At 38.1% G+C, this 4,044-nt stretch carries 7 protein-coding genes and 1 pseudogene; 4 read left to right on the top strand and 4 right to left on the bottom strand.

From position 1 onward, the window contains the following. Positions 1–315 (bottom strand): annotated as a pseudogene (locus QZZ43_RS15030) (RNA methyltransferase); the annotation flags it as partial. Positions 316–1,019: 704 nt separating this feature from the next. Here QZZ43_RS15030 and QZZ43_RS15025 point away from each other — a divergent pair. Then, positions 1,020–1,670 carry a DUF2459 domain-containing protein gene (locus tag QZZ43_RS15025; protein WP_291861145.1) on the top strand — a complete coding sequence of 217 codons (651 nt, stop codon included), beginning with the start codon at positions 1,020–1,022 and terminating at the stop codon, positions 1,668–1,670. A 190-nt stretch (positions 1,671–1,860) separates the two neighbouring features. Here QZZ43_RS15025 and QZZ43_RS15020 read toward each other — a convergent pair whose 3' ends face one another. Both QZZ43_RS15020 and QZZ43_RS15015 read right to left on the bottom strand, forming a co-directional pair. After that, positions 1,861–2,031, bottom strand: a complete 171-nt coding sequence (locus QZZ43_RS15020; RefSeq protein WP_291861144.1) for a type II toxin-antitoxin system RelE/ParE family toxin — start codon at positions 2,029–2,031, stop codon at positions 1,861–1,863. Beyond that, positions 2,028–2,315: a hypothetical protein gene (locus QZZ43_RS15015; RefSeq protein ID WP_291861142.1), complete on the bottom strand. Its 288-nt coding sequence runs from the start codon at positions 2,313–2,315 to the stop codon at positions 2,028–2,030. Before QZZ43_RS15015 ends, QZZ43_RS15020 begins: the two co-directional genes overlap by 4 nt. 138 nt (positions 2,316–2,453) lie before the next feature. Between QZZ43_RS15015 and QZZ43_RS15010 the strand changes: the two genes are divergently transcribed. Beyond that, positions 2,454–2,702 (top strand): hypothetical protein, encoded by a 249-nt coding sequence (locus QZZ43_RS15010; RefSeq protein WP_291861140.1) that lies wholly within the window; start codon positions 2,454–2,456, stop codon positions 2,700–2,702. 108 nt (positions 2,703–2,810) lie between these two features. Here QZZ43_RS15010 and QZZ43_RS15005 read toward each other — a convergent pair whose 3' ends face one another. Next, complete coding sequence (locus QZZ43_RS15005; RefSeq protein ID WP_291861139.1) at positions 2,811–3,140, bottom strand: hypothetical protein; 330 nt, start codon at positions 3,138–3,140, stop codon at positions 2,811–2,813. A 283-nt stretch (positions 3,141–3,423) separates the two neighbouring features. On the opposite strand from QZZ43_RS15005, the gene QZZ43_RS15000 reads away from it, so the two are divergent. Both QZZ43_RS15000 and QZZ43_RS14995 read left to right on the top strand, forming a co-directional pair. Next, positions 3,424–3,759 (top strand): helix-turn-helix transcriptional regulator, encoded by a 336-nt coding sequence (locus QZZ43_RS15000; protein WP_291861137.1) that lies wholly within the window; start codon positions 3,424–3,426, stop codon positions 3,757–3,759. A 7-nt stretch (positions 3,760–3,766) separates the two neighbouring features. Beyond that, positions 3,767–3,976, top strand: a complete 210-nt coding sequence (locus tag QZZ43_RS14995) for a hypothetical protein (protein WP_291861136.1) — start codon at positions 3,767–3,769, stop codon at positions 3,974–3,976. The last annotated feature ends 68 nt before the right edge of the window (positions 3,977–4,044 follow it).

The raw sequence follows: 4,044 nt of genomic DNA, 5'->3' as shown, positions 1-4,044 counted from the left end.
GCCCCGACCGTTTTCTTCCTTTTCTATTTTCTCCAGAAGATGCCAGAGCACCATACTGCTGGCCTCCTGGGGGTAGTAAGCTCCTGCATGAAAAGCAGGGTCAAGGGTGAAAACAGGTTTCTCCTTTAAGTAAAAACCATGGGGGCACCAGGGAACCTGCTGGTATTGCGAGAACCGCTTTTCATTTTTGGCAGGATTCACCCGCACCGAAGGCAGCGAATCATTTGCAAAACTCTCCACAAAAGAATTAAATTCATCTTTTTCGAACTGTTGCTGCATCCGCAACAAAAAATCTTCAGGCAGTGGTAGATTCATCAATTTGATTATTTGTGAACGAACAAAAATAGGGTTTTATTCAAACGGAGCAAATGCATTATGGAAAGATGGAAACCTACGGGAATATTCAGATTGATATGAATCTGTAAAGGGCCAATGTCTTTGTACTCAAATGGAATATTTCACTTTGTAATTGTTTTCTCAATTCCGGTACATGATTTTTGTTTCTATACTGTCCGGAAACTTTGTTTCAAATGGATTTCATCCCTTAAACCCTAACCTTGAGTATGGTTTTTTATAAACAAACGTCAGGCTGAAGGCCGGTTTAGGTTTAGATTTTAACCAGGGGCAACGTCTCAGGAACGCAAAACAAACCAAAAATCTCGTTTTATTGGCCGCGACGCGGCCAATAAAACGAATTTATGGGAAAACTTACTTTCCCCGGGGTGGTGCCCCGGGCTATATCAGTTGGGCTTTCAGCCTGTTTCCTTTTTAATTTTGAAGGTTAAATTAAGAGTTTGTCAGATCCTGAATATTGTGATGGACTAATAAACCTAATTGCTTTAACCGTTTCCTAAAAGGGATTTCATCCCTAAACCCTGATCCCGATTATGGTTTTTTATAAACAAACATCAGGCAGAAAGCCGGTTTGGATTTTATTGTGTAAACCCCGAAATTACTAAGAGTAGGAATTGGTTCCTCCAATGATAGTCCTGATTTTTCTTTTTAGCAACAGAATACTCATGAAGACAAAGATAAAACACATACTAATAATCCTATTCTTCATACACCAGCCTTTCAGCGGGCAGGAGAAAGCAAGCCCTGATTCCGATAAAATTACGGTTTACGTTGCGCAACAGGCCTGGCATACCGGCATTGTCCTTCCCGTTAACAAAATTAATCCGGAAATATGGCCTGAAGTCTCCACTTTTGAGGATAAACAGTATGTAGATGTCAGTTGGGGAGATGAAAAATTCTACCAGGCTCCGGGAAGTCCCGTTTTACTGGCTGCAAGAGCAATTCTCTGGCCCACTCAGAGTGTAATGCGGATTTATCCGTTTAGCATACCTATCTCATCGGCTTATACCAGTGAAGCCAGATTTCTGGAACTGGAATTGAACAAACAACAATTTGACCGGCTCACCCACTTTTTTGCCAGTAGCCTGATGCGCGACGAATCCAACGCTCCCATCGCCAGCGAAATGTATGGCAAAAGCCGCTATTTTTTCCTCTCCAAAAGAAAATATCATTTATTCAGAACCTGCAATACCTGGGTGGTTTTGGCTTTCAAACAAGCCGGACTGGGAAACCGAAGCTGCTGCGTATTAAATGCAAATCAGTTGTTTAGGAGAATAAAGGCCGGACAACCTGGCACTAATCTTGCTGACAAGTGATGACGAACACCGATTTTCCTGGGCGGTGCGATGGGTGTAGTCAATCAGCATCTTTATTCATATTTAAAGGATGTTGACTTGTATGAAAAATGTCTGCTATAATGATGCATTCGTCGGTGACTTCATAAATAATCTTGTAACTCCATTTTGATACAGAGAGATAGTTTTCCGGCTCATTGACAAGGTATTCCTATATTGAATACTTTTCCGGAAAATCACTCAGACTGTGCGCCAGTTTTATGAGTTCCTTCTTTACTCTGCGGGAGGCCGGAACTGAGTCTTCAGCAATGTACTCATAGATAGCATCCAAGTGCTGTTTAGCCAGTCTGTCCCATTTAATTGGAAGTTGATTTTTACTCACCAATTTTCTACCTCCTTCTCAACATCTTCCTGCGCTAAAAAATCTCCGGACTTGACACCTTCAGATGCTGCCTTAATCCTTTTTACAAGATGCTGCCGGGTAATTGGCGACCCATCCAAAGTATACCCCACTATTTCAGGTTCCTCATACTCTTTGCTCATGGCATAAACCATTTTCAAAAACCTTTCATCAGCATGGTTTATAAAATCATGAAGCTCTTTGCGTAATTCTGATACTCCCATAACCATTCTGTTTTTTACAAATTTAAGATTTATTGTACTCATTTGTTCATATTTAGCGGATGAAATTTTCCCAGTTTACATTGTAATTCATCCAAATTGTTCAGTTGGTATCTTTCGGTACTGCTTACGTATTTTGGGCCGGCAATGTATTGGACTTGTCCTGGACTTTTGCAAAAATCGATGAATCAGCCTTCCGAACTGTCTTGCCATAGAAAACCAGAGATAAACAGCAACCTGGTAAAAAACTCCATTCGCCTCCTGGCTTTAGGATGTAAGAACTATTTGTTTGCCGGCGCACACAATGCCGCTAAAAACATCGCGATGTTCTACAGCTTCGTCAGAACTTGCAGAAAACCCGACATTGATCCTCAAAAGTGGTTGAAGTACGTTATGGAAAACATCCACATTACACCTGCCGAAAATTATTGATAAAAGTTTACTTCAGGAATAAGTATTTGCTAGGGTAGATACATTTAAACCATTAAAAAAGCCTGGACTTGCCGGGCTTTAATTATTTAATTTTCTTAATTATATCTATCAAAATAATTGAAAAGCAATAAAAACAATAGAACAAATAACAAACATCAAGAAATCGATTGCTAATACTCTCTTAATGCTTACCATAGATTTTGTTGCTTTCAGAATTAGCCAATTAACAACACCTATAAAGGCTATTAACGCAAGCCCAATGAGAGCATTAAAAAACAACCTATTGGTAAAAAAAGACCAATATGAGTTATTGACTAATTCTTCGTACTCCTCTTTACTTCCCATCCAAAAAAGAGAGGCAAAGTACAATATACCAATGCCAATTAATAATAATGCTATATTTATGACAACTGGCAGTAGGTTATTTTTTCTCTTCATCATCCTTTGTTCTTATGAATTCAAACTTGATTCCGCTACTAGTCTCTGTTACGGTTGGGCTTCAGGCAATAGCTGTTCAGCACTGTTAATATGTTTAGGTGGAATTTTATGTCCCTTATTTCCATTTTTCTAAAGAGTTTAAAAATCATTTTACTGATATATCTATCACAAAACAATAATATTTATCCGAACTAAACAAAGAAAATTTTACTTGTTTATGATATTTTTATCAGTTAATTTTGTTGATATCTTAATATTCATTTCATTTTACTGATATATAAGTATGACTTTAGGACAACATATAACAGCATTAAGGAAAGAAAAGAAGCTTTCCCAAAGTGAACTTGGGAAAAGGGCTGACACTTCCGGTGATTTAATTGGTAGATATGAAAGGGACGAAGTAAAACCTTCTATTGATGTGATTATGCGTATTGCTGACGCCCTTAATGTTTCGATTGATTACCTGGTGGGTAAAACTTCTTTTGAACTCAATCAGGACATGTTAAAACGATTTCAGGAAGTTTCTTCTTTACCGGAAACAGCTAAAAAACAAATATTTATGGTAATGGATGCTTTAATCCGGGATTTCAAAACCGGGCAAGCATACGCAACAAAATAAAACGATTATGCAACGAGTAGTAATAGATATACCGGACAATAAATACAACTTCTTTATGGAGCTTGTAAATAATCTTGGTTTCAAGAAAGTAAAACAGATTTCTAAAGAGCAAAAGCAATTTGTGGAAGATTTACAGCATTCTTTAGAACAGGTCAAGCAACACCAGGAAGGTAAAATAAAACTTCAATCGGCTAAAGATTTTCTCAATGAGCTTTAATGTTGTTGTTACCGATGACTTTAAGAAGCATGCCAAAGGCATTGCCAAAAAACACCGTTCCCTTAAAT

This window comes from Marinilabilia sp., assembly GCF_016278715.1.
Classification (GTDB): domain Bacteria; phylum Bacteroidota; class Bacteroidia; order Bacteroidales; family Marinilabiliaceae; genus Marinilabilia.
This window is presented reverse-complemented; position numbering and strand designations above follow the sequence as displayed.